Origin of the sequence: Intestinimonas timonensis (assembly GCF_900626145.1) — a bacterium.
GTDB classification, from domain to species: Bacteria; Bacillota; Clostridia; order Oscillospirales; family Oscillospiraceae; genus Intestinimonas; species Intestinimonas aquisgranensis.
Map to the genome: position 1 here is coordinate 152,323 of NZ_LR130817.1, position 21,889 is coordinate 174,211.

General features: G+C 61.4%; 21 protein-coding genes, 1 tRNA gene and 1 pseudogene. 21 read left to right on the plus strand and 2 right to left on the minus strand.

The annotated features are described in order from the left end of the window. Nucleotides 1-26: 26 nt before the first annotated feature. Nucleotides 27-146, plus strand: a pseudogene (locus E0E29_RS06855) (IS256 family transposase); the annotation flags it as partial. Nucleotides 147-235: 89 nt separating this feature from the next. Here the strand turns inward: E0E29_RS06855 and E0E29_RS06860 are convergent. Then, on the minus strand, nt 236-448 hold the full coding sequence (locus E0E29_RS06860) for a hypothetical protein (RefSeq protein ID WP_130849231.1): 213 nt from the start codon (nt 446-448) through the stop codon (nt 236-238). A 54-nt stretch (nt 449-502) separates the two neighbouring features. Between E0E29_RS06860 and E0E29_RS06865 the strand changes: the two genes are divergently transcribed. Genes E0E29_RS06865 through E0E29_RS06875 form a run of 3 tightly spaced genes read left to right on the plus strand, consistent with a single transcriptional unit; the run spans nt 503 to nt 2,816 of the window. After that, a complete protein-coding gene (locus E0E29_RS06865) occupies nt 503-1,219 on the plus strand; it encodes a P-loop NTPase family protein (protein WP_207303584.1) in 717 nt (238 codons plus the stop codon). Next, a complete protein-coding gene (locus E0E29_RS06870) occupies nt 1,206-2,540 on the plus strand; it encodes an FtsK/SpoIIIE domain-containing protein (protein WP_130849232.1) in 1,335 nt (444 codons plus the stop codon). The genes E0E29_RS06865 and E0E29_RS06870 overlap by 14 nt, the downstream gene beginning before the upstream one ends. Nucleotides 2,541-2,570: 30 nt before the next feature. Then, entirely contained in the window at nt 2,571-2,816 is a 246-nt protein-coding gene (locus E0E29_RS06875; protein ID WP_130849233.1) for a helix-turn-helix domain-containing protein, read from the plus strand. A 125-nt stretch (nt 2,817-2,941) separates the two neighbouring features. Here E0E29_RS06875 and E0E29_RS06880 read toward each other — a convergent pair. Further along, nucleotides 2,942-3,015, minus strand: a tRNA-Gly gene (locus tag E0E29_RS06880). A gap of 632 nt (nt 3,016-3,647) precedes the next feature. Between E0E29_RS06880 and E0E29_RS06885 the strand changes: the two genes are divergently transcribed. The 17 genes from E0E29_RS06885 (at nt 3,648) to hisF (ending at nt 21,885) form a co-directional block, all read left to right on the plus strand. After that, nucleotides 3,648-3,962 carry an imidazolonepropionase gene (locus E0E29_RS06885; RefSeq protein WP_130848458.1) on the plus strand — a complete coding sequence of 105 codons (315 nt, stop codon included), beginning with the start codon at nt 3,648-3,650 and terminating at the stop codon, nt 3,960-3,962. Nucleotides 3,963-4,012: 50 nt separating this feature from the next. Continuing rightward, nucleotides 4,013-4,816, plus strand: coding sequence for an IS3 family transposase (locus E0E29_RS06890; protein ID WP_242622339.1), 804 nt, complete (start codon nt 4,013-4,015; stop codon nt 4,814-4,816). Between the two features lie 519 nt (nt 4,817-5,335). Beyond that, nucleotides 5,336-6,058, plus strand: coding sequence for a UMP kinase (gene pyrH, locus E0E29_RS06895; protein WP_130849234.1), 723 nt, complete (start codon nt 5,336-5,338; stop codon nt 6,056-6,058). Between the two features lies 1 nt (nt 6,059). Further along, the gene (gene frr / locus E0E29_RS06900; protein WP_130849235.1) at nt 6,060-6,614 is read left to right on the plus strand and encodes a ribosome recycling factor; all 555 of its coding nucleotides are present in this window, start codon (nt 6,060-6,062) and stop codon (nt 6,612-6,614) included. 120 nt (nt 6,615-6,734) lie between these two features. Beyond that, nucleotides 6,735-7,481, plus strand: a complete 747-nt coding sequence (locus E0E29_RS06905; RefSeq protein ID WP_130849236.1) for an isoprenyl transferase — start codon at nt 6,735-6,737, stop codon at nt 7,479-7,481. A gap of 3 nt (nt 7,482-7,484) precedes the next feature. Next, nucleotides 7,485-8,303 (plus strand): phosphatidate cytidylyltransferase, encoded by an 819-nt coding sequence (locus E0E29_RS06910; RefSeq protein ID WP_130849237.1) that lies wholly within the window; start codon nt 7,485-7,487, stop codon nt 8,301-8,303. A gap of 3 nt (nt 8,304-8,306) precedes the next feature. After that, on the plus strand, nt 8,307-9,470 hold the full coding sequence (locus tag E0E29_RS06915; RefSeq protein ID WP_130849238.1) for a 1-deoxy-D-xylulose-5-phosphate reductoisomerase: 1,164 nt from the start codon (nt 8,307-8,309) through the stop codon (nt 9,468-9,470). A 15-nt stretch (nt 9,471-9,485) separates the two neighbouring features. Continuing rightward, nucleotides 9,486-10,571 carry a M50 family metallopeptidase gene (locus E0E29_RS06920; RefSeq protein WP_130849239.1) on the plus strand — a complete coding sequence of 362 codons (1,086 nt, stop codon included), beginning with the start codon at nt 9,486-9,488 and terminating at the stop codon, nt 10,569-10,571. A 71-nt stretch (nt 10,572-10,642) separates the two neighbouring features. After that, nucleotides 10,643-11,680 (plus strand): flavodoxin-dependent (E)-4-hydroxy-3-methylbut-2-enyl-diphosphate synthase, encoded by a 1,038-nt coding sequence (gene ispG / locus E0E29_RS06925; RefSeq protein WP_130849240.1) that lies wholly within the window; start codon nt 10,643-10,645, stop codon nt 11,678-11,680. A gap of 36 nt (nt 11,681-11,716) precedes the next feature. Next, the gene (locus E0E29_RS06930; RefSeq protein ID WP_130849241.1) at nt 11,717-15,994 is read left to right on the plus strand and encodes a PolC-type DNA polymerase III; all 4,278 of its coding nucleotides are present in this window, start codon (nt 11,717-11,719) and stop codon (nt 15,992-15,994) included. Nucleotides 15,995-16,107: 113 nt separating this feature from the next. Continuing rightward, nucleotides 16,108-17,274, plus strand: a complete 1,167-nt coding sequence (hisZ, locus tag E0E29_RS06935) for an ATP phosphoribosyltransferase regulatory subunit (RefSeq protein WP_130849242.1) — start codon at nt 16,108-16,110, stop codon at nt 17,272-17,274. Beyond that, nucleotides 17,271-17,912 carry an ATP phosphoribosyltransferase gene (hisG, locus tag E0E29_RS06940; RefSeq protein ID WP_130849243.1) on the plus strand — a complete coding sequence of 214 codons (642 nt, stop codon included), beginning with the start codon at nt 17,271-17,273 and terminating at the stop codon, nt 17,910-17,912. Before hisZ ends, hisG begins: the two co-directional genes overlap by 4 nt. Then, nucleotides 17,909-19,195, plus strand: coding sequence for a histidinol dehydrogenase (gene hisD / locus E0E29_RS06945; RefSeq protein WP_130849244.1), 1,287 nt, complete (start codon nt 17,909-17,911; stop codon nt 19,193-19,195). Before hisG ends, hisD begins: the two co-directional genes overlap by 4 nt. Next, a complete protein-coding gene (gene hisB, locus E0E29_RS06950) occupies nt 19,195-19,806 on the plus strand; it encodes an imidazoleglycerol-phosphate dehydratase HisB (RefSeq protein WP_130849245.1) in 612 nt (203 codons plus the stop codon). The genes hisD and hisB overlap by 1 nt, the downstream gene beginning before the upstream one ends. Then, a complete protein-coding gene (gene hisH / locus E0E29_RS06955) occupies nt 19,806-20,414 on the plus strand; it encodes an imidazole glycerol phosphate synthase subunit HisH (protein ID WP_130849246.1) in 609 nt (202 codons plus the stop codon). Before hisB ends, hisH begins: the two co-directional genes overlap by 1 nt. Next, nucleotides 20,411-21,136 carry a 1-(5-phosphoribosyl)-5-[(5-phosphoribosylamino)methylideneamino]imidazole-4-carboxamide isomerase gene (gene hisA, locus E0E29_RS06960; protein ID WP_130849247.1) on the plus strand — a complete coding sequence of 242 codons (726 nt, stop codon included), beginning with the start codon at nt 20,411-20,413 and terminating at the stop codon, nt 21,134-21,136. Before hisH ends, hisA begins: the two co-directional genes overlap by 4 nt. Further along, a complete protein-coding gene (gene hisF, locus E0E29_RS06965) occupies nt 21,130-21,885 on the plus strand; it encodes an imidazole glycerol phosphate synthase subunit HisF (protein ID WP_130849248.1) in 756 nt (251 codons plus the stop codon). Before hisA ends, hisF begins: the two co-directional genes overlap by 7 nt. Nucleotides 21,886-21,889 lie beyond the last annotated feature (4 nt).

Genomic DNA, 21,889 nt, shown 5'->3' on the forward strand with positions numbered 1-21,889 from the left:
ACCATCCTGAAAGGAGACAGCAAACCATGTCTGAAAAGATAGTACAGCTAAATGAAGAAGTAATCAAGGGGCAGCTCAAGGAGTTGGTACGAGGCAGTGTAGAGGAAACCCTCAACGAGCTGCTGGAGGCCGAGGCTCAGAAGCTAGGAAGCAAAAAGCCTACCCCAATCGGGTAGACTTTGTGTGCATGCTTGTTGTCTCTTAAATATGCTCTAACTTTTGGACAAGAGAGTGGTCATGCAGAATCAGGTGCATTAGCTTTTTTTACGGTAGGCGCTGGAGTGGTTTTTCCCTCTCCTAGGCTTTTACTGTTCTGCAGCTGTGAAGGCTTTTTGTGCGCAAGCGCATCCTGTAACCTGTCCATAACACCGGCGAAAAAATCAACATTTTTAAAATTTTCTTCGATTTCATCCATGGAAAGTGAAGTCTTCAGACTCAAATCGGACATACTAATCACTCCTTTCGGATCTCATCGTTCGTTGCCCGCAGGACATCTTGTGGCTTGTGGAATGAATCTTATTATATTCGCAAGTCCGGCGAGAAGTGGGCCGGAACCGAAAAGGCGGAGACCTCTGTGCCGGGGACCTTCTTCGAGTTTGGGGAACTGCCCACGGAGGCGGAGGAAAAGTCCCCGGTCATGCACCAGCTGCTCCAGAGCGTGAAAGAGGGCGTGACCAACACGGAGATCATCGAGCAGACCCCCAGCATGGCGTTCCGCATTCGGGAGATCGATGTGTTGCGGCAGACCCTCCTGGCGGAGAAGTACGCCGTGGAAAACCGTAAGCTGGAAGTGACCTACCTGTACGGCAGCACCGGGGCTGGCAAGACCTGGGGCATTTATGAGAGGCACGACCCCCGGAGCATTTACCGGGTGACGAATTACCGGGCGTCAAGGGGCATTTCCTTTGACGGCTACCACGGGCAGGATGTCCTGGTGTTCGAGGAATTTCACAGTCAGATCCCCATTGAAGATATGCTGAACTACCTGGACATTTACCCTCTGGCGCTCCCGGCCCGGTACAACGACAAGACGGCCTGTTACACAAAGGTCTATATCACCTCCAACCTCCCCCTGGAAAAGCAGTACAGGGACGAGCAGTGGGACAGGCCGGAGACCTGGCGGGCATTCCTCCGCCGTATTCAAAATGTAATCGAGTATCTGCCGGACGGCACCACCGTCCAGCGGAAGAAAGGGGGATTTCCCTATGACCCGAAATGAGAAATTTCAAATCCAGCGCCGGACGGTCAGGCGCGATCTCTGGCGGCGATGGGGCGGAGTTTCCGCCCTGTCCCCCAAGGTTTTCTTCATTCCGCTCTATCTGGCGGGTGCGGTCTTTGTGTGGAGCCATCAGGACGCCATCAGCGTACAGGCGGAGCGTACGGAGCTGATCTCTCCCATTCTGGAGGCCGCCATGACCCACGCTCTTGCCGCCTATCTCCTGGCGGGAGGCGTGGCCTTGGCCGTCCTGCTGGTCTATCCATTCGGACGGAGAGCGGCCCATGACCAGCTGCAGAGCATTGGCCTTGTCAATCATGCGGGGATGGCTCCCACCCTGCTCCGCAAGCGGCGGAACAGGGATAATCCCAGGGTGACAATGTGGGAGTTCCAAAATCAGAGCATTCCCCTCACCGCCTGGGAGGACAAGCGGGCTGCGATCGAGGCGGCCCTGGATGTGTCCATCGCGAAAATGACCTACGGCAAGGGAAAGAGCCGGGTGCTGGTCTACGCCGTCCCCGCCCAGGTGTCCTTACCGGAGGTGCTTCCCTGGCAGGACGAATATCTGTCCCCGGAGAGTTTTGTGCTGGTGCTGGGTGAAAGCCTGCTGGGGCAGGTGACGGTCAATCTGGCCAACATTCCCCATATCCTGCTGGGCGGCTCCACGGGGAGCGGCAAGAGCGTCCTGCTGAAGCTGCTGCTCATGCAGGCGCTCCGCAAGGGGGCGGAGGTCTGCGTTGCTGACTTCAAGGGCGGCGTGGACTACCCCAGGGAATGGCGGCAAAAGTGCCGGATGTGCTTTACTGAGGATGACCTGCTCTACACCCTCGACCAGCTTGCGGCGGTGCTGGAATACCGCAAAGAGCGGCTGGCAGATACCGGGTGCAAGGACCTGGACGCCTACAACGAGGCCACGGGGGAGAACCCGCCCCGTCTGGTGTTCGCCTGTGACGAGGTGGCGGAGCTGCTGGATAAGACAGGCCGGAGCAAGGAGGACCGGGAGCGGCTGGGGAAGATTGAGAACCGGCTTGCGACCCTGGTCCGGCTGGGGCGGGCCTTTGGCATTCACCTGATCCTCGCCACCCAGCGCCCGGACGCGAACATCATTCCCGGCCAGATCAGGAACAACATGGATTTCCGGGTATGCGGCAGGGCGGAGAGTGTGCTTTCTCAAATCATTCTGGACAACAGCAGCGCCGCCGAGCAGATACCCAAGGACGCGAGGGACCGCTTCATTACCGGGGATGGGACTGTGTTCCAGGGCTACTTGTTTGACGAAACCAACGCGCTCGGCGGAGCAGGGGGTGTCAGCATTCAGCAATGAACTCCATAGGCTGCAAAGGATATTCGATCCATGAAGTCCTCTCACGCCAATTCCACCGAAATTTCCGAGCGTGGAATGTTTCTCACGGTGACGGACATGGCCGAACTGCTGAAAGTCTCCCGATATGTGATAGACCGTATGCTCAAGAATGGTGAGCTGCCTGCGGCCAAACTGGGCGGACAGTACCGTGTCAGAACCGATGATTTTTTGAAATGGTGGGATCATCAGGTCAAACAAGAGCAAAAAAATATTTTGAGAGGGTGCCTGCCCAAGTAGGCACCCTCTTTCCGTTGTCACGCTATTTTTCATCATAGCGTGACAATTTCAAAAGCAGAAACAAAACATTTTCCTGCGAGAAAAAGAAATAAGTTGCAAAATCGCTTGATTTTGCAACTTATTTTTGGAGCAGGGTACGGGAGTCGAACCCGCCTATTCGGCTTGGGAAGCCGACGTACTACCGATGTACTAACCCTGCGTATCAAATTCCATAGAGTGACATTTAGCGTGACAATTTTGGATTTTTTGATTTCTGAAACTCGCAAACCATTGAAAATACAGGGTTTCTTTCCTGATAGTTATGGTGCTTGGGAAGCTGACGTTCTGCCATTGAACTACACCTGCATCTCAAAAGGACTTAAATATTATAACATGTGCTCTCATATTTTGCAAGAGGGGATTTTCCAGAGTTGATCGATGAAATTCGGCATAGTTAACAATTTATTTACATAAAATTTATGAACTATCCACAGACTTCTCTTGCTTTTTTACCATTGGACTGCTATACTAATTTCAAACAATAGGGAAGGAGGTATGTGCAGTGGAAAATGTTCGCGTAAAGCCCCTGGATGTGGATGATCTGATCTTTGGCGGCAATGAGGAGCGGACCGTGAGTGAGCGGTAAGCCTTGTACCAAGAAAACCGCACCGGAAGGTGTGGCTTTTTTGCTGATAGAGACAATTGATTACCAGCGGGTTGGCTTTGGGCGAAGGTGTCCAAAGCCCTTTTGCTATATAGAAGCCCCCCGTCAGCTGAACAGATCCAGTAAAAACGGACAGTGACAAAAGCCCCCCTGATGTAGGAAAATAGACTACATCAGGGGGTTTTGTCATGAAGAAACGAAATTACACACACGTTCAAATGCTTTTACCAGAGATCAAGGCCATGTTGGCAGAGGGGAAAACACAGCGGGAAGTCGCAGAATACTATGGCTTCCGGAATAAGCAGGTGGTAAAAAGACTACTTGAGCGTGAGCGCCGTAAAGAACGAAAACTGGAAGCCGGAATCCGCCCACGACCGAAAGGACGGCCGAGAAAAGATGCTGCGCCAGGAGACGTTGTGGCAGAGCAGGCCTGTGAGATCCAACGGCTTCGCATGGAAAATAAACTACTGCGGGATTTTCTGCGCTTCACAGAAAGGAAGTGAGAGCAAAGGTAAAGTATCATATCATCTATCGTCACAGGACAGAGTATCCAGTGGCAGTCATGTGCAAATTCTTTGGAGTGTCCAGAAGCGGCTACTATGCTTTTGTCCATCGCCTAGGCAAGCCAGAAAAGGATGCGGCTCTTGCGGGGCTCATCGCACAGCAGCGGGAACGCAGCTTCCGCACCTACGGCTACCGGCGGATGTGGCTGTGGCTGAAAAGCCGGAATATCTTCTGCAATCCCAAAACTGTGCTGCGAATCATGAAGAAATATGATCTGCTCTCGGAGATCCGCCGCCGCAGGAAATGGCAGCAGATGGGGCGGCAGGCACACAAATACAGGAATCTGCTGAACAGGGAGTTCCATGCGGACAAACCTAACAGCAAATGGGTAACAGACATCTCCTACATCCACACCAGGCAGGGTGTGCTGTACCTTTCCATAATCCGGGACCTCTATGACAACAGCATCATCGCCTACAAGACTGGAACCCAGCAGACAGTGAATTTGGTTCTGGATACCGTTCATCTGGCAATGAAACAGGAGAAAAAGAGGGTCGCTGCGGAGTTGCAGCTCCACAGCGACCAAGGATTTCAGTACACCTCTGCAGCATACTTCAATCTGACTCAAGCATACGGAATCACACCATCCATGTCAAGGAAAGGAAACCCGTACGACAACGCCATGGCGGAAAATTTCTTCTCTATCCTCAAAACAGAATGTATTTACCGCCACAAACCGGCGACCTTTTCCGAAGCCAATGAGATGATTGACCGCTATATTTACTTCTATAACCATGAGCGCATCCAGTTAAAAACTGGAGAGGCGCCGCTGGCGCGACGCCTCTCCGCTTAAAACTTAATCTTTCCTACTAAGGGCTCTTTTTTGTACTGTCCGCACAATCTGGGGCAGTTCACAGCTCCAGGCAGGCGGGGGCCTTTTTGTATCAGGGGAGAGAGACCGCGCAGGCAGGAGGGCCTCGGTGTACACATTCACTACGCCACTTGGACGCCCATGCCCGTGGCCGTTCTAGTGCAATTGTTGATGTGATCCCCTTCCTGGCGGCTCGTCCGCCGCAGGAATATCAATCCGTAGAAAGATCCCCTCTTTTTCTGTGTGTGGACTGCTTCATCAAGGTCGCTATAATATAAGTCCTGGCAGCAGGAAAGAGAGAAACTGAAGAGAGATTTTAGATGTGTATAAATTTTAAAAAATCTGACTGCCCCCCTATGCAAAATGGAAAAGTTATATTAAAATAGGTACGACTGAGTAAACTGCGCCGCAGCTCCGGCTGCGGGCTGTTGTGCCGTACCGGGAGGGCATCCCGCCCGGGTGCGGCCCAGGAATACAAGAATACGGAAGGGGATATTTTCTATGCCTGAACCGCAGTATAAGCGCATCCTGCTGAAGGTCAGCGGTGAGGCCCTGGCCGGAGACGCCAGCCGTGGGCTGGATTTTGACGTCATCGGCAGGGTCTGCGACGTGATCAAAAAGTGTAACGAGTCCGGTGTCCAGGTGGGCATTGTGGTGGGCGGCGGCAACTTCTGGCGCGGCGTGAAGGACGGCGGCGACCGGATGGAGCGCACCCGGGCCGACCACATGGGCATGCTGGCCACCGCCATCAACGCCCTGGCCATCGCCGACGTGCTGGAGCAGAAGGGCGTGGACGTCCGGGTGCAGACCGCCATCGAGATGCGCTCGGTGGCCGAGCCCTACATCCGCTCCAAGGCCATCCGCCACATGGAAAAGGGCCGGGTGGTCATCTTCGGCTGCGGCACCGGCAACCCGTTCTTCTCCACCGATACCGCGGCAGTGCTGCGTGCGGCGGAGATCGACGCCGACGCCATCCTGCTGGCCAAGAACATTGACGGCGTGTACAGCGCCGACCCCAGAAAGGACCCCACGGCAGTGAAGTACGACAGCATCAGCTATGATGATGTGTTGGCCCAGCACCTGGAGGTGATGGACTCCACCGCCACATCCCTGTCCATGGATAACAAGATTCCCGTCATCCTCTTCGCCCTGAAGGACCCCGAGAACATCTACCGGGTGGTCATGGGCGAGAAGGTGGGTACCATCGTCAAGGAGGAGAAGTGAGATGAACGAGATCCTGAAGGAATACGACGTAAAGATGCAGAAGACCGTGGAGGTAGTGCTCTCCGACTTCGCCAGTGTCCGGGCCGGGCGTGCCAATGCTGCCGTCCTGGATAAGATCACTGTGGACTACTACGGCAGCCCCACCCCCATCAACCAGGTGGCTGCCATTTCCTCTCCTGATCCCCGTAGCCTGCTCATCAAGCCCTGGGACTCCTCCATTCTGAAGGCCATCGAAAAGGCCATTCAGACCTCTGATCTGGGCATCAACCCCCAGAACGACGGCACTTCCATTCGTCTGGGCTTCCCACAGCTCACCGAGGAGCGCCGTAAGGAGCTCACCAAGCAGGTGAAGAAGTACGCCGAGAACGGCAAGGTAGCCATCCGGAACATCCGTCGGGACGCCATGGATAAGCTCAAGGCCAAGCAGAAGAAGTCCGAGATCACCGAGGACGACTGCAAGGAGTTCGAGAAGGAGCTCCAGGACCTGACCGACAAGCGCTGCAAGGAGCTGGATGACCTCTCCGCCAAGAAGGAGAAGGAGCTCATGGCGGTGTAACGCCCAAACCTTTTGGACATGATAGGTGCGGGGCGCTGTGCGCCCCGCACATCTTTACTGGCTCCCCGTCCCGTCCGCGGGGCGGGGAGTTGGCACGAGTAATGGATTTAGGAGGCTGACATGGCCTTTTTGAAACGCAGGCCCGCGGCGGAAGCCCAGGTGGACTTTGACCATCTGCCCCGCCACGTGGCCATCATCATGGACGGCAACGGCCGCTGGGCCAAGAAGCGGGGACTTCCCCGCACGGCGGGCCACGCTGCCGGTGCCGAGAATTTTCGTACCATCGCTACCTACTGCAAGGACATCGGACTGGAGTATCTGACGGTGTACGCCTTCTCCACGGAGAACTGGAAACGTCCGGCGGAGGAGGTCTCCGCCATCATGGGCCTTTTGAAGAAGTATTTGCTGGAGGCCATCAGCCGCATGGAGCGGGACCGGGTGAAAATGCGCTTTTTCGGCGATCTCTCCCCTCTGGACCCCGAGCTCCAGGCCCTGTGCCGGCGGACGGAGGAGATCTCCACCCACTATGAGGGCTGCCAGGTAAACATCTGCCTGAACTACGGCGGCCGGGACGAGGTGCTGCGGGCGGCCAAGGCCTTCGCGGAGGACTGCGTCCGCGGCGATCAAAAGCCGGGGGATCTGACCGAGGAGACCTTTGGTTCCTATCTCTTCTCCGACGGTGTTCCCGATCCCGACCTGGTCATCCGTCCCAGTGGGGAGATCCGGATTTCCAACTTCCTGCTCTGGCAGTCGGCCTATGCCGAATTCTACTTTACCGACGTGCTCTGGCCTGATTTTACCAAGGAAGAGCTGAACAAGGCGCTGGCGGCCTATCAGGGGCGCTCCCGCCGGTTTGGAGGCGTGTGACCCATGGGTAAACGTATTCTGGTGGCGGTGGTGTGCATCCCCCTCATCTTTGTGATCTTCTTTCTGCTGCCGCCCATCTTCCTGCCCATCATGATCTCGGCCCTCTCCATGGTGGCCGTTCACGAGGTGCTCTGGTCCACGGGCTTTGTCAAGAATCCCAAGATCTCCGCCCTCTCCATTGCCCTGTCCGGCGTCATCCCCTTTTGGGTCTTCATCGGCGAGGGTATGCGCTCTGCCCTGGTGGGCATTTTTCTCTACTTCCTGCTCATCTTTGTGGTGGCTATCTCCAGCCACTACACCGTGACCTTGGAGAAAATGGGCGGGTCCTTCTTTTTCGCCATGCTCATCCCCTATTTTCTCTCCTCCTTTGTCCGGCTGGACCATCAGCCTTTGGGGGACTACCTTATCCTCATCCCCCTGGTGGCGGCCTTCACCAGCGATGCCTTTGCTCTCTTTGCGGGCATGGCCTTCGGCAAGCACAAGCTGGCCCCTGAGCTCTCTCCCAAAAAGACGGTGGAGGGGGCTGTGGGCGGCTTCGTGGGCGCTATCGTGTGCTGCCTCATCTATGGGGCAGTGATGCAGTTCGGCTTCCAGCTCAAGGTGAACTATGTGGTCTTTGCCATCTATGGCGCTTTGGGCAGCCTGGTCTCCCAGATCGGTGACCTGTCCTTCTCCTATATCAAGCGGCAGTATGGCCTGAAGGATTTCGGCAACATTTTCCCCGGCCACGGCGGTGTGCTGGACCGGTTTGACAGCGTGATCTTCTGCGCCCCTCTCATCGAAATCCTGGTCCACTTCCTGCCCGCCATTCAGGGGGGCTGAGCCGTGAAAAAGAGAAGCATCTCTCTTCTGGGCTCCACCGGCTCCATCGGCCGACAGACCCTGGATGTAGCCGCCGCTCTGGACCTGCCGGTCCGTGCCATCACCGCCCACCGCAGCGTCCAGCTGCTGGAGGAGCAGGCCCGGCAATTCCGGCCTGAACTGGCGGTGTGCGTGGATGAGACGGCTGCCGCCGAGCTGAAGACCCGGCTGGCAGATACCTCTGTCCGGGTCCTCTCCGGGGAGGAGGGGCTCCTGGAGGCCGCTGCTCTGCCTTCCGCAGATACCGTGGTCACCGCCGTGGTGGGCATCGCCGGACTTCGCCCCACCATGGCAGCCATCCGGGAGGGCAAACGCATCGCTCTGGCCAACAAGGAGACCATGGTGTGCGCCGGTGAGCTGGTCATGGCGGAGGCACGGCGCTGGGGCGCCGAGATCGTCCCCGTAGATTCGGAGCACTCGGCCATCTTCCAGTGCCTCCAGGGCTGTAAGGACCGGGGAGAGGTCAAGCGCCTCATCCTCACCGCCTCCGGCGGGCCCTTCTTCGGTTGGAGCCGGGAAGAGCTGGAGGGGGTCACCCTGGAGCAGGCCCTCAAGCACCCAAACTGGGCCATGGGAGCCAAGATCACGGTGGACTCGGCCACCCTCATGAACAAGGGTCTGGAGTTCATCGAGGCCATGCGGCTCTACGAGCTGCCCCCCGAAAAAATTTCCATCGTGGTCCACCGGGAGAGTATAGTCCACTCCCTGGTGGAATACTGTGATAATGCGGTGCTGGCCCAGCTGGGGGCGGCGGATATGCGCCTGCCCATCCAGTACGCCCTCACCTGGCCGGAGCGGGCTCCCGGCCCGGCGGAGCCCCTGGACCTGCTGACGTGTCCCAGCCTCACCTTCCAGGCCCCCGACCCCGAGGCCTTCCCCTGTCTGGCCCTGGCCCTGGAGGCCGCCCGTACCGGCGGTACTGCCACAGCCATCCTTAACGGGGCCAATGAGGCGGCAGTGGGACTCTTTTTGGACCGGCGCATCGGCTTCATGGAGATCGCCCGTCAGGTGGCTCAGGCCATGGCTGAGGTCCCGGCAGTCCAGAATCCCAACTTGGAACAGATCTTTCAGGCAGACCAGGCGGCCCGAGAGGCCGTGGCCCGTGCCAATCCATCGGCGGGGCAGTAAGGAGAACCGGATCATATGCTTTATATCCTCATCGCCATCGTCATCTTCGGCATCCTCATTGCCCTCCATGAGTTCGGCCACTTCATCACCGCCAAGCTATTGGGGGTGCGGGTCAACGAGTTCGCCATCGGTATGGGTCCCCTCCTCTGGTCTACCACCAAGGGGGAGACCCAGTACTCCCTCCGGGCCATCCCCATCGGCGGCTTCTGCGCCATGGAGGGGGAGGACGAGGCCACCGACGACCCGGGCAGCTTTTCCAACAAGCCGGGCTGGAAGAAGTTCATCGTCCTGGTAGCCGGCTCTTTTATGAATTTCCTCACCGGTCTGGTGCTGCTGTTGGTGGTATACAGCCAGGCGGTGGGCTTTGTTACGCCGGTCATCGCCGGGTTTATGGACGGCTTTCCCAATGAAGGGGCCGACGGCCTCATGGTGGGAGACCGCATCCTTTCGGTGAACGGAGAGCGAATCTACACCAAAACGGATATCGATCTCTTTTTTGAACGGGCCGGTGGCGAGGCCATGGACCTGGTGATCCTGCGGGATGGGGAGAAGATCGTCCTGGACGACTTTCCCCTGATCCCCCGGGAGTACGATTATGAGGGCCAGACCCGGATGATGTACGGCCTCACCTTTGCTGTGGAGGAGGCCACCCCGCTGGTGCGCATCCAGCAGAGCTGGTACACCTCCCTGGACATGGTGCGCATGGTCCGCCTGAGTCTGGTGGACCTCTTTACCGGTAAGGCCGGGGTGAAGGACATGTCCGGTGTCATCGGCATCATGGACGTGATGGGCCAGGCTGGAGAGGAAGGCGCTCAGGCGGCTGCGGAGAGCGGCGGCTCCCCCTTCCTGGGGGCGCTCATGAACATCCTCAACCTGTCCGCCTTCATCGCCATCAACCTGGCGGTGATGAACCTGCTGCCCATCCCCGCCCTGGATGGTGGCCGCATCTTCTTCCTAGTGGTGAACTGGCTCTTTACTCTGGTGACCCGCCGGAAGCTGGACCCCAAGTACGAGGGCTATGTCCATATGGCCGGCTTTGTTTTGCTGCTGCTGCTGATGGTGGTGGTGGCCTTTAACGACGTGGTCCGCATTATAACCTAAACATTGACTTCAGCCGGCGGAGTTGGCCTTCCAGCTCCGCCGGCCATACCTGTTTTTAGGAGGCAGCGTACATGAGCAAGCAGATTCTGGTGGGGGGCGTACCGGTGGGCGGCGGCGCCCCGGTGACCATCCAGTCTATGTGCAACACCCGCACCGATGACGTGGACGCCACCGTGGAACAGATCCTCCGGCTGGAGGAGGCGGGGTGCGAGATCATCCGGGTAGCGGTGCCCGATATGGCGGCGACAAAGGCGGTGGGCGCCATCAAGGAGCGCATCCACATCCCCCTGGTGGTGGACATCCACTTCGACTACAAACTGGCCCTGGAGTCGGTGGCTGCCGGCGCCGACGCTGTGCGCATCAACCCGGGCAACATCGGCGACGCCGACCGGGTGAAGACGGTGGCCCAGGCTTGCGCCGGGAAAAACATCCCCATCCGTATCGGCGTCAACGGCGGCTCCCTGGAAAAGGAGTTATTGGCCAAGTACGGCGGCCCCACCCCCGAGGCCCTGGTGGAGTCTGCCTTCGGCCACATCAAGCTCCTCAACCGCTGGGACTTTGACGACATCTGCGTCTCCCTCAAGACCTCCAGCGTCCCCGGCACCATCGCCGCCTACCGGAAGATGGCCGCCGAGAGCGACTACCCCCTCCACGTGGGACTCACCGAGGCGGGCACCCCCCGGATGGGGGTGCTGAAGTCCGCCGTGGGCATCGGCGGCCTGCTGGCACTGGGCATCGGCGACACCATCCGGGTGTCCCTCTCCGCCGACCCGGTAGAGGAGGTCTACGCCGCCCAGGATATTCTGCGGGTGGTGGGCCTCCGGAAGGACGCCCCTGAGCTCATCTCCTGCCCCACCTGCGGTCGGACCAAGATCGACCTCATCGGCCTGGCCAACGAGGTTGAGGAGCGGCTGCGTGCCGTCCGCAAGCCCATCACCGTGGCCGTCATGGGCTGCGTGGTCAACGGCCCCGGGGAGGCCCGGGAGGCCGATGTGGGCATCGCCGGTGGTGACGGCGTGGGTCTCCTCTTCCGAAAGGGGGAGATCGTGAAAAAGGTGCCCCAGGCGGAGCTGGTGGACGAGCTCTTCCGCCTCATTGATACCCTGTGAATCTGACAAACCCCTGGAGAAGGAGCCGAAGCGGCCATGTCTGACAAGATCCCATTTTTCACCCTCTTTTCCGCCTGGAGTCCCTCGGCGGAGTTCCGAAGCCTCCTGGGGGAGGCAGCGGTGACCTCCGCTGTCATCGACAAGGCCAACCGCAGCCTCCAGGCGGAACTGACCGCCCCCCGGCCCATCTCCAGCGGGGTGATGGACCGGGTGTCGGCGGAGCTGGCGGCGGTCTATGGCCTGAGCGGCGCCCGGCTGAACCTCACCGTGGAGTCCTCCGCTCCAACGGAGGGACCGGCGGACGACCTGCCACCCTGGGAGGAGGCACCCATGCCCACCGAGGCCGACATGCCTCCGGAAGAGGCGCCGATGCCCACAGAGGCCGACATGCCGCCGGAAGTGGATGCACCCGCCCCGGTGGAGGAGCCCCCCGTCCCGGAGGTTCCGGCTTCCGTGGCTCCCGCCCCCGCCGCCCCGGCGGAGGAGGACCCCATGGAGGTCTTTCGCCGTACCGAGCGCATCCGCCAGGAGGCCCTGAAGCACATCAAGCCGGCGGTGCCCAATGAAAAGAAGAAGGAGAAGGGGGGTAGCAAGCTCCTCTTCGGGAAGATCACCAAAAAGTTCGGCCACATCCCCATGAGCGACATCACCCTGGACACCGAGATGGTGACCATCGAGGGCGATGTCTTTGCCACCGACCACGTGGAGATGAAGAAGCGGGGGGCGTGGATCGTCCGCTTTGACATCACCGACCGGACCAACTCCATCCGAGTGGCCAAGTTCCTGGTGGGGGAGGAGGGCAAGGCTTTGGCTGGGGCTCTGAAGGAGGGCCAGCACCTCATCGTCCAGGGTCGGGTGAGCCCCTACCAGGGTGAGCTCCAGATCGAGCCCACCGGCATCGCCGAGGGGGAACGCCCCCCGGAGCGAACCGACACCGCCCCAGGGAAAAAGCGTGTGGAGCTCCATTTACATACGAAAATGTCCTCCATGGACGCCACCACCGACATCAAGAAGGTGATCCAGCGGGCGGCGGCCTGGGGCCATCCCGCCATCGCTATCACCGACCACGGCGTCTGCCATGACTTCCCCACGGCTTACTCCACCGCCAAGAAGGCGGGCATCAAGATGCTCTTCGGTGTGGAGGCCTACTTCATCAACGACGTGGACGACATGCCCGCCGTCCGGGGAAACCTGGACGCCGATTTTCACGGGGAGTACGTCTGCTTTGACCTGGAGACCACCGGCCTGGACGCACGCCACGACGTCATCACCGAGATCGGTGCCGTGGTCTACAAGGACGGCAAGGTCACCGACGAGATCTTTTCCACCTTCGTGGACCCGGAGCGACCCATTCCCTATGAGGTGAGCCAGCTCACCGGCATCACCGACGACATGGTGAAGGGCGCTCCCAGCCAGGCCGAGGCCATCCGGCAGTTTCTGGACTTCGTGAAGGGCCGGCCCCTGGCCGCCCACAATGCCGGCTTCGACGTGGGCTTCATCGCCGAGGGCTGCCGCCGCATGGGCATCCCCCTGGATGTGACGGCGGTGGATACCCTGCCCCTGGCCCAGGCCCTGCTGCCCCAGCTCTCCAAGCACAAGCTGGATGTGGTGGCCGGCCACCTGGGGCTCCCCGCTTTCAATCACCACCGGGCCACCGACGACGCCTCCACCGTGGCCTATATGCTGGTGCCCTTCTTCAAGCGGCTGGAGGAGGACCACGACATCCACTCCCTGGGTCCCATCAACTGCTGGGTGGCCGGTCAGAACCAGAAGCGCAAGGGAAAGCGGCGTGCCCGCCACCTCATTGTCCTGGCCCGGAACCAGACGGGGCTCAGGAACCTCTATAAGCTGGTGTCCAAGGCCCACCTGGAGCATTTCCAGCGCAAGCAGTATCCGGTGATGCCCAAGAGCCTCATCGACGCCAACCGGGAGGGCCTGCTGATGGGCTCCGCCTGCGAGGCGGGAGAGCTCTTCCAGGCGGTGGCCCGGCGGTCCTCCTGGGCCGAGCTCAAGCGCATCGCCTCCTGGTATGACTATCTGGAGATCCAGCCCATCAGCAACAACGCCTTCATGCTCCGGCCAGATAAGACCGGCCGCACCCTGGCCCGGGACGAGGAGGAGCTGCGGGACTTCAACCGTACCATCGTGGAGCTGGGGCGTGAGATGGGCAAGCCGGTGGTGGCCACCGGCGACGTCCACTTCCTGGACCCGGAGGACGAGATCTACCGCCACATCCTCCTCAACACTAAGGGCTTCGAGGACGCCGACGCCCCCAACCCCCTCTACTTCCGCACCACCGACGAGATGCTGAAGGAATTTTCCTACCTGGGGGAGGAGACCGCCCGTGAGGTGGTCGTCGACAATACCCACCTCATCGCCGCCTGGTGCGGGGACCTGAACCCCCTGCCCAACGGCCTCTTTGCCCCCAAGCTGGAGGACTCGGAAGGGGAGCTCAAGCGCTTGGTGTGGGGCAAGGCCAAGCGCCTCTACGGCGAAGAGCCGCCCCAGATCGTGGTGGACCGCATCGAGACCGAGCTCCACGACATCCTCATGCGTCACTACGACGTCATCTACATGTCGGCCCAGAAGCTGGTCCAGGACTCCCTGGACCACGGCTACCTGGTGGGCTCCCGTGGCTCGGTGGGCTCCTCTATCGTGGCCTTCATGTCGGGCATCACCGAGGTCAACGCCCTGCCGCCCCACTACCGCTGCCCCAACTGCAAGCACGCCGACTTCGAGACGGCCAAGACCCTGGGGGCGGGCTGCGGCGCCGACATGCCCGACGCCGTCTGCCCGGTGTGCGGTACCAAGTACGAGAAGGACGGCTTCAACATCCCCTTCGAGACCTTCCTGGGTTTCGGCGGCGACAAGGTCCCCGATATCGACCTCAACTTCTCTGGTGAGTACCAGTCCAATGCCCACAAGCACACCTTTGAGCTCTTCGGCGAGTCCCACGTGTTCCGTGCGGGCACCATCGGCACCGTGGCGGAGAAGACCGCCTTTGGCTACGTGAAGAAGTACATGGAGGAGCGGGGCAAGACGGCCACCAAGGCCGAGATGCTCCGGCTGGCCAAGGGCTGTACCGGGGTCAAGCGGACCACCGGCCAGCACCCCGGCGGCATGGTGGTCATCCCCCAGGACAAGGAGATCTACGACTTCTGTCCGGTCCAGCATCCCGCCGACGACACCGATACCGACATCATCACCACCCATTTCGAATATCACTCCATGGAGTCCAACCTCCTGAAGCTAGACATGCTGGGACACGATGATCCCTCCATGATCCGCATGATGGAGGACCTCACCGGGATGGACGCCAAGACCATCCCCCTGGATGACCCGGACACCCGGAGCATCTTCATCACCTCCAAGGTCCTGGGCTACGAGGACGACAAGATCCTGGGGCCCACCGGCGCCACCGCCATCCCGGAGTTCGGAACCTCCTTCGTCCGGGGCATGCTGGAGGAGACCAAGCCGGCGGAGTTCGATATCCTGGTGCGGCTCTCCGGCTTCTCCCACGGCACCGACGTGTGGCTGGGCAACGCCCGGGACCTGATCCTCTCCGGCACCGCCACCGTCGGCCAGGCCATCGGCTGCCGTGACGATATCATGATCTACCTCATCTCCTGCGGCATGAACGAGAAGCGGGCCTTCAAGATCATGGAGGCCGTCCGAAAGGGCCGCGGCCTCCCGGAGGGCGCCGAGGACGAGATGCGGGAGCACGGCGTTCCCGATTGGTACATCGGCTCCTGCAAGAAGATCGCCTATCTGTTCCCCAAGGCCCACGCCGTGGCCTACGTCATGATGGCCTTCCGTATCGCCTGGTTCAAGGTCCACAGGCCCCTGGCCTTCTACGCCGCCTACTTCTCCATCCGTGCCAAGGCCTTTGACGCCACCGTCATGTGCCAGGGTCTGGAGCGGGCCAAGGCCAAGATGGACGAGATCCGGGCCAAAGACAAGGATGCCTCCGCCGTGGAGCAGGACATGCTCACCACCCTGGAGGTGGTCTACGAGTTCTATATCCGTGGCTTTACCTTTGAGCCCATGAGCCTCTACCGGTCGGACGCGGTGCGCTTCCAGGTGGACGAGGAGAAAAAGGCCCTAATCCCGCCCTTTATGGCCATTCCCGGCCTGGGTGAGACGGCGGCCGTATCCATTGTGGAGCAGCGCAAGGGGAAGGAGTACCTCTCCGTGGAGGAGTTCTCCTTTGACTGTCCCAAGGTGACCAAGGCCCATATCGAGCTGCTCAAGTCCTGCGGCGCCCTGGCCGGCATGCCGGATACCAGCCAGATGACCCTGTTTGACGGAATTTAGTCTGCCTGTGAAAGACCCTTTCCCTGCCCCAAGCGGGCAGGGAAAAGTTATTGACTTTAGCGTGGTAACGTGATACTATACGAAAGTAACTTTACAGGAAAGGGGGATTCCCCTTGTATACCATCAACACCCCCGAGGGGACCCGGGACCGGCTCTTTGCCGAGTGCCGGGAGCGGCGGCAGGTCCAGCGGGAGCTGACGGCACTTTTTCAGCGGCGGGGCTACGCCGAGGTGAGCACGCCGGAGGTGGAGTTCTACGACCTCTTCCTCCAGTCGGGCAACCCCATGCCCCAGGAGAGCATGCTCAAGATCATCGACCGCTCCGGCAAGATCATGGTGATGCGGCCCGACTGCACCACCCCCATCGCCCGGGTGGCGGCCACGAAGCTGAAGACGCTGCCCCTCCCGCAGCGGCTCTTTTACGATCAGACCGTCTTTCGCTCCGGCCAGGAGCACAAGGGCGGCAGCAGCGAGATCGCCCAGTGCGGTGTGGAGCTCATCGGAGCCGCCGGCTGGAGGGCCGACCTGGAGATGGTGGCCCTGGCGGTGGATGCCCTGGGTGCCTGCGGCGTGCAGGACTACCATGTGGAGCTGGGTCATGTGGGCTTTTTCCGGGACCTGGCCAGCCGGGTAGATATGCCCGCCGCCGTCATCGAGCAGATGCGCCTGCTCATCGAGGGCAAGAACTTCGCCGCCCTCAACGACCTGCTGGAGCCCTACGCCGGTCAGGGAGCCTGTAAGGCCCTGCGGCGGCTCTCCCGCCTCTTCGGCGGGGCGGAGGTGCTGGACGAGGCCGAGGAGCTGGCCGGAGGCAGCGCTGTGCTGGTCTACCTGCGGCAGCTCTACAACGCCCTCTGCAAGGCGGGCTACGGCGATCACATCCGCTTCGATCTGGGCATGGTCCATCAGATCGACTACTATACCGGCGTGGTATTCCGGGGCTACGTGGAGGGGGCGGGGGACGCCGTCCTCTCCGGCGGACGGTACGACAACCTGGTGGAGGCCTTCGGCCGGGCGGCGCCCGCCACCGGCTTTGCCGTGGACGTGGACGCGGTGGCCGGGTGCCTCCCTGAGGCGACGGCGGCGCGGCTGGAGACCCTGATTCACTACGGCACCGACGACCTGGGCCGGGCCCTGGCGGCAGTGGACGCCGCTGCGCCGGGGACCGTGGAGCTCTCCCCCCAAGGCGAGGTGGAGGAGACCATGGCCCTGGCCAAGGAGAAGGGCGCAAAGGCTGTGCTGGTATTGGAGAACGGGACCGAGAGGAGGGTGGAGCTATGAGCGAGCCGCTGCGGATCGCCCTCACCAAGGGGCGGCTTCAGGATAAAAGTGTGGAGCTCTTCGAGGCCATGGGCCTGGACTGCTCCCCCATCAAGGACCCGGGCCGTCGGTTGGTCCACACCATCCCCAACTACCCCCTGGAGGCGGTGCTGGCCAAGGCGCCCGACGTCATTACCTACGTGGAGCATGGGGTGTGCGACCTGGGCATCGTGGGCAAAGACACCATCCTGGAGCAGGGAAAGTCTTTTTATGAGGTGCTGGACCTGGGGTTCGGCAAGTGCCGCTTCGCCCTGGCGGTGAAGGAGGGCACCGACTTCTACGGCACCTACAAGACCCGGCGCATCGCCAGTAAATATCCCAATGTGGCCCGTGCCTTCTTTGCCAAGAAGGGCATGGACGTGGACATCATCAAGATCGAGGGCTCTGTGGAGCTGGCGCCCATCCTGGACCTGGCCGACGCCATCGTGGACATTGTGGAGACGGGGTCCACCCTGAAGGCTAACGGCCTGGTGCCCATCGAGGATGTGGCTCAGGTGAGCGCCCGGCTCATCGTCAACACCGCCAGCATGAAGCTCCACAAGGAGGCCATCGACGACTTTATCAGCCGCTGCGAGCGGGAATTGGAGAGACGGGCATGATCGAGATCATCAAAGCCGACGGGCAGGCGGAGCAGGCCCGGATCGCCGCCATGCGGGCGAGAGCCGCCCAGGTGGGGGCCGACATCCAGAGGGCGGTGTCCGCCGTCATGGCGGACGTAAAGGCCCGGGGCTATGAGGCCGTAGAGGAATACTCCCTCAAATTCGACCGCAAAGCGCCCTATGAGCTCACCCAGGCGGAGCTGGCGGCGGCCTACGACCGCTGCCCCAAGGAGCTCATCGCCGCTCTGGAGCGGGCGGCGGCCAACATCCGGGATTATAACGAAAGGCTGCTGGTGAAGAGCCAGGAGTGGACCTCCCCCGACGGGGGCATCGTGGGTCGGGTGGTCCGGGGCCTGAGCCGGGTGGGCATCTATGTGCCCGGCGGCACGGCGGCCTACCCCAGCAGCGTCCTCATGAACGCCGTCCCCGCCAAGGTGGCGGGGGTGGGGGAGATCGTCATGGTGACGCCCCCCACCGAGAACCTGAGCGACGCCGTCCTGGCCGCCGCCAAGATCGCCGGGGTGGACCGCTGCATCGCCGTGGGCGGCGCCCAGGCGGTGGCCGCCCTCACCTATGGGGCGGGCTTTATCCCCAAGGTGGATAAGCTGGTGGGGCCGGGCAACGCCTTTGTGGCCACCGCCAAGCGCATGGCCTACGGCGAGCTGGACATCGACATGGTGGCCGGCCCCTCTGAGGTGCTGGTCATCGCCGACGGAAGCGCCCAGCCCAAATTCGTGGCCGCCGACCTCCTGAGCCAGGCCGAGCACGACAAGCTGGCCTCCGCCGTGCTGCTCACCGATTCCATGGAGCTGGCGAAGGCGGTGGACGCCGAGATCATCCGCCAGACCGGCTATCTGAGCCGCTCCGAGATCATGGAGCAGTCCCTCAGGGACTTTGGCTGCGCCATCGTCTGTGAGAACCTGGACGACTGCGCCGCCCTAGCCAATGAGATCGCCCCGGAGCACCTGGAGATCGTCACCGCCGATCCCCGGTCCCTGTTGCCCAAAATCAAAAACGCCGGCGCCGTCTTCATGGGGAGCTGGTCTCCGGAGCCTCTGGGGGACTACCTGGCCGGACCCGACCACGTGCTGCCCACCAGCGGCACCGCCCGGTTCTTCTCCCCCCTGAGCGTGGACAGCTTCCTCAAGACCATGAGCGTCATTCAGTACGACCGGGGGAGTTTGGCCCCCATCAAGGACCAGATTATGACCCTGGCCGAGGCGGAAAAGCTCACCGCCCACGCCAATTCCATCCGGGTGCGGTTTGAGGAGGAGGGAATCTGATGGAAGTGCCTGTGTACCGGGAAGGGGAGAGGCCCCTCCAGGCCTATAGCATCCAGCGTAAGACCAAGGAGACCGACATCCAGCTCTCCCTGTCTCTGGAGGGCGGAGAGGTGGCGGTGTCCACCGGCATCGGCTTTTTTGACCACATGCTCACCGCCTTCGCCTTCTACGGCGGCCTGGGCCTGAAGCTGGAAGTAGACGGCGACCTGGAGGTGGACGGCCACCACACCGTGGAGGACGTGGGCATCGTCCTGGGCCAGGCCATGAGCCGGGCGCTTGGGGACCGGAAGGGCATCCGCCGGTTTGCCTCCGCCTATATCCCCATGGATGAGGCCTTGTGCTTCACCGCCCTGGATTTCTCCAACCGCCCCTTCCTGGTCTTTGACGCCGATATGCCCCAGCCCATGATCGGGGCCTATGACGCCTGCCTTACCGAAGAGTTTATGCGGGCCTTCGCGGTGAACAGCGGCCTGACCCTGCATATGAAGTGCCTCTATGGGAAAAACGCCCACCACATCATCGAGGCCCTCTTCAAGTCCCTTGGGGTGGCGGTGAAGGAGGCTGTGGCTGTCACCGGCACCGGTGTCACCTCCACAAAGGGGGTGCTCTGATGGGCTACACAGCCATCGTGGACTACGGCGTGGGCAACCTGAAGAGCGTCACCAACGCCATGGCCTATCTGGGCCTGGAGAGCAAGGTCACCGGCGACACCGGGGAGATGGAAAGGGCCGACGCCATCATCCTGCCCGGTGTGGGGGCCTTCCCCGACGCGGCGGAAAAGCTGCGGGAGACGGGGCTGGACCAGACCATCCTGGCCCAGGCGGCCAAGAAGCCCATTCTGGGCATCTGTCTGGGGATGCAGCTTCTCTTTGAACTGGGGGAAGAGGTGCGGCCCTGCGCCGGCCTGGGCCTGGTGGGCGGCAGCGTGAAAAAGATCGAGACCCACTGTAAGCTGCCCCACATCGGCTGGAACAGCCTGACCTTCCCCAATCCGTCTCCCCTCTTTGCCGGGGTGGAGCCGGGGAGCTACGTTTACTTTGTCCACTCCTTCTGCGCTGTGGCAAGCAGCCCTGACGATGTCATCGCCCGGACCGACTACGGCGTGCCCGTGACCGCCGCCGTGGGGAAGGGGAACGTGTACGGCTGCCAGTTCCACCCGGAGAAGAGCGGCGAGGTGGGGTTGCAGATCCTGAAGAATTTTGGAGGGCTGAACCGATGATCCTGCTGCCTGCCATCGATATGAAGGACGGCCGCTGCGTCCGTCTGAAAAAAGGGGATTTTGACACGGTCCACCAGGTGGCCAACAGCGCCCTGGAGACCGCTCACCGCTTTGCCGACGCCGGTGCCGCCTGGGTCCACATGGTGGACCTGGACGGGGCCCGGGACGGCACCCGGAAGAATTTCCCCTTCATCTACGAGGTCATCCAGCAGTCCGGCCTGAAGGTGGAGCTGGGTGGCGGTATCAAGACCGTCCCCGACCTCATCACCGTGGTGGAGTCCGGCGTGGCCCGGGCTGTCATCGGCTCCGCCGCCGTCACCCACCCGGAGGTGGTCACCTATGCCCTGAACCAGTGGGGGCCTGACCGGGTGGCGGTGGGTATCGACTGCCTGAACGGCAAGGTCCGCACCGCCGGCTGGGAAGAGGACGCCGGGCTGGACGCCGTGGCTTTTGCCAAACAGATGGAGGCGCTTGGGGTGCAGACCATCGTCTATACCGACATCGCCACCGACGGCATGCTCTCCGGGCCCTCCTATGACCAGCTTATCGCCCTTCAGAAGGCGGTGAGCTGCCGCATCGTGACCTCCGGCGGAGTCACCACCCTGGATGACATCAAGCGCCTGCGGGACATGGGGCTCTACGCCGCCATCATTGGCAAGGCCTATTACGCCGGTACCCTGGATCTGGCGGAGGCGGTAAAGGAGGCGGGCCCCCAATGCTAGCCAAACGGATCATCCCCTGCCTGGACGTCCGGGACGGCCGGGTGGTGAAAGGGGTCAATTTCGTCAACATCCGGGACGCCGGCGACCCGGTGGAGCTGGCTAAATACTATTCCGATCAGGGCGCTGATGAGATCGTCTTTCTGGACATCACCGCCACCAGCGACGCCCGGGGTACCGTGGCCGACGTGGTGGAGCGCACCGCCTCCCAGGTCTTCGTCCCCCTTACAGTGGGGGGCGGCATCCGTACCCTGGAGGACTTTCAGCGCCTGCTGCGGGCGGGGGCGGACAAGATCTCGGTGAACTCTGCTGCTGTGGCCCGGCCGGAACTTATTGCCGAGGCGGCGGAGCGGTTCGGCTCCCAGTGTGTGGTCCTCGCGGTGGATGGTAAGGCACGGGGCGACGGTACCTGGGAGGTGGTGGTGGCCGGCGGGCGTAAGCCCACCGGCATCGACCTCATCGAGTGGGTGAAGAAAGGGGAGGCCCTGGGGGCGGGGGAGATCCTGCTCACCTCCATGGACGCCGACGGCACCAAGGCCGGTTTCGACCTGGCCATGACCAAGGCCGTTACCGACGCTGTCTCCATCCCCGTCATCGCCTCCGGGGGCTGCGGCTCCCTGGCCCACTTCGCGGAGGTATTTGAAGAGACCAACTGTGACGCAGCCCTGGCGGCCTCCCTGTTCCACTTCGGGGAGCTGACCGTGCCCCAGGTGAAGGATTATCTCCGGGAGTGGAGCATCCCGGTGCGCTGAGGAG

Bases quoted from the DNA above. Each gene is read 5' to 3' on its own strand.
- pyrH (WP_130849234.1), top strand. From the start codon at position 5,336: ATGCCTGAACCGCAGTATAAGCGCATCCTGCTGAAGGTCAGCGGTGAG.
- ispG (WP_130849240.1), top strand. From the start codon at position 10,643: ATGAGCAAGCAGATTCTGGTGGGGGGCGTACCGGTGGGCGGCGGCGCC.
- E0E29_RS06875 (WP_130849233.1), top strand. From the start codon at position 2,571: ATGAAGTCCTCTCACGCCAATTCCACCGAAATTTCCGAGCGTGGAATG.
- hisB (WP_130849245.1), top strand. From the start codon at position 19,195: ATGGAAGTGCCTGTGTACCGGGAAGGGGAGAGGCCCCTCCAGGCCTAT.
- hisA (WP_130849247.1), top strand. From the start codon at position 20,411: ATGATCCTGCTGCCTGCCATCGATATGAAGGACGGCCGCTGCGTCCGT.
- hisG (WP_130849243.1), top strand. From the start codon at position 17,271: ATGAGCGAGCCGCTGCGGATCGCCCTCACCAAGGGGCGGCTTCAGGAT.
- hisH (WP_130849246.1), top strand. From the start codon at position 19,806: ATGGGCTACACAGCCATCGTGGACTACGGCGTGGGCAACCTGAAGAGC.
- E0E29_RS06920 (WP_130849239.1), top strand. From the start codon at position 9,486: ATGCTTTATATCCTCATCGCCATCGTCATCTTCGGCATCCTCATTGCC.
- E0E29_RS06910 (WP_130849237.1), top strand. From the start codon at position 7,485: ATGGGTAAACGTATTCTGGTGGCGGTGGTGTGCATCCCCCTCATCTTT.
- E0E29_RS06860 (WP_130849231.1), bottom strand. From the start codon at position 448: ATGTCCGATTTGAGTCTGAAGACTTCACTTTCCATGGATGAAATCGAA.
- E0E29_RS06930 (WP_130849241.1), top strand. From the start codon at position 11,717: ATGTCTGACAAGATCCCATTTTTCACCCTCTTTTCCGCCTGGAGTCCC.
- frr (WP_130849235.1), top strand. From the start codon at position 6,060: ATGAACGAGATCCTGAAGGAATACGACGTAAAGATGCAGAAGACCGTG.
- E0E29_RS06885 (WP_130848458.1), top strand. From the start codon at position 3,648: ATGAAGAAACGAAATTACACACACGTTCAAATGCTTTTACCAGAGATC.
- hisF (WP_130849248.1), top strand. From the start codon at position 21,130: ATGCTAGCCAAACGGATCATCCCCTGCCTGGACGTCCGGGACGGCCGG.
- E0E29_RS06870 (WP_130849232.1), top strand. From the start codon at position 1,206: ATGACCCGAAATGAGAAATTTCAAATCCAGCGCCGGACGGTCAGGCGC.
- hisD (WP_130849244.1), top strand. From the start codon at position 17,909: ATGATCGAGATCATCAAAGCCGACGGGCAGGCGGAGCAGGCCCGGATC.
- E0E29_RS06905 (WP_130849236.1), top strand. From the start codon at position 6,735: ATGGCCTTTTTGAAACGCAGGCCCGCGGCGGAAGCCCAGGTGGACTTT.